This window comes from Lacticaseibacillus zeae DSM 20178 = KCTC 3804 (assembly GCF_000260435.1).
In the GTDB taxonomy this organism is placed as follows: domain Bacteria; phylum Bacillota; class Bacilli; order Lactobacillales; family Lactobacillaceae; genus Lacticaseibacillus; species Lacticaseibacillus zeae.
In genome coordinates this window covers 1-1,690 of sequence record NZ_BACQ01000083.1, presented here as the reverse complement: position 1 = coordinate 1,690, position 1,690 = coordinate 1, and the positions used below count along the sequence as shown (strand labels likewise).

2 protein-coding genes are annotated in these 1,690 nt (G+C 47.1%); both read left to right on the top strand.

What is annotated here, in order from left to right; all coding sequences use genetic code 11:
- The first annotated feature begins 67 nt into the window (after positions 1 to 67).
- Complete coding sequence (locus GSO_RS15225; protein ID WP_010493863.1) at positions 68 to 745, top strand: helix-turn-helix domain-containing protein; 678 nt, start codon at positions 68 to 70, stop codon at positions 743 to 745.
- On the top strand, positions 742 to 1,635 hold the full coding sequence (locus tag GSO_RS15220) for an IS3 family transposase (protein ID WP_010493862.1): 894 nt from the start codon (positions 742 to 744) through the stop codon (positions 1,633 to 1,635). The genes GSO_RS15225 and GSO_RS15220 overlap by 4 nt, the downstream gene beginning before the upstream one ends.
- The last annotated feature ends 55 nt before the right edge of the window (positions 1,636 to 1,690 follow it).

Here is a 1,690-nt window from a genome sequence, read left to right as displayed (position 1 = left end):
CGATAATCCCTTTATGGTTGTCAGATGAAATATCATAATTCATCTGATGATCATGGAGGGATTTTCTATGCCCAGATCTAAGCATACAGCTCAAGAAAAGTTACTCATATTGGAGGAGTTCAGACATTCGAATATAAGTATCAGTAGTTTCTCCCGTCAACACGGTCTTGGTGATCGCACATTACAACGTTGGCAGGCGCGCTATGAACGCGATGGGATTAAGGGATTAGAGGAAGCTCGAAAGAATCAACATTATACCAAGGAACAAAAGCTTGAAGCAGTACTTGCTTATCTCAGTGGTGAAGGGTCATTAGCCGAAGTCACGATGCAATTTGGTCTGCGCTCATCAACACAATTGCAAAGATGGATAGCCATGTATAATAGGGATCATCAATCTTTGACGGCTTCACCGTCTAGAAAGCAGGTCCCCACCATGAGTCGTACAACCACCTTCGAAGAACGCATTAAAGTCGTTGAATATGTCACTAAGGGTAAGCACTCCTATACTGAAGCGGCAGCCCATTTTGATGTGTCTTATCAACAGGCACGGTCTTGGGTGATCAAGGCTCGCGAAGGCGGTTATGAGACGCTGGTAGATAACCGTGGTCACCACAAAGACAAGCGTGATCTAACCGAATTAGACAAGGCCAAACTGCGCATTCGTCAACTAGAAGCTGAGCTCAAGGACAAAGAGCTAGTGGAGGCCTTTGTAAAAAAATTACTGGAAATCCAGCACAAGGAGTGATCAAACAACACCGACAAGCTTACCGTGCCATCGAAGAAGTTAGTCAAGGCCAACATGGCGCTGTCACAAAGTTATTGGACGTTATTGGCATCAGCCGTCAAGCTTATTACAAAGGCTTAAGGCGGGAGGAAACAGTGTGGGAGGTCCACGATCGGCGGCTTAAGGAGCGGACTCAATATTGGTTTGATTTTCATCGCCAAGGCATTGGTGCTGGGAATCTTCTGATCAACTTACAACAAGATGAGCTGATTGACTTTCCGATCACGATCAAACAAGTTCGTCGCGTCATGCGCGAGCTTGACATTCGATGTCAGATCCGCCAAAAACGGCATAGTCGCGTCAAGCAATCTGAACAGTACCTGCAAGACAATGTGCTCAATCAATGTTTCTACGTGGAACGCCCTAATCAAGTCTGGCTAGCCGACTCAACCGAGTTGAAATACGGTATCAACGGCGAGTACAAGATGCGCCTCAGTGGCGTTCTTGACCTCTATGGCCGCAATCTGTTGGCTTACAACCTGAGTGCAACCGAAACAACCGCTGCCGAGATTCAGGTCTTCCAGCGCGCTTTCACTCGCGCTGGCAACGTCCATCCGCTCATTCATACTGATCGTGGTTCCGCCTATACATCCAAGGCATTCAACCGCTACCTCAACCAATTTGAAGTCACACGAAGTATGTCACGGCCGGGAACGCCCTATGACAACGCACCGATAGAGCGCTGGTGGAACGAGTTTAAACTGCGGTGGATGGATCGTCATCCAATGGCAAAGACTTACAAGGAATTCGTCAAGCTCGTTGAAGACGGGATCCACTATTTCAATCACGACAACCGTTCAGGACAAAGAGACGGCCTTACCCCAGAAGAATACTGGAATAAGGCCATCTAAAGGCTACCAAAATTTTATATTATTTCATCTGTCAACTTGACAGGGCCGACCGCAA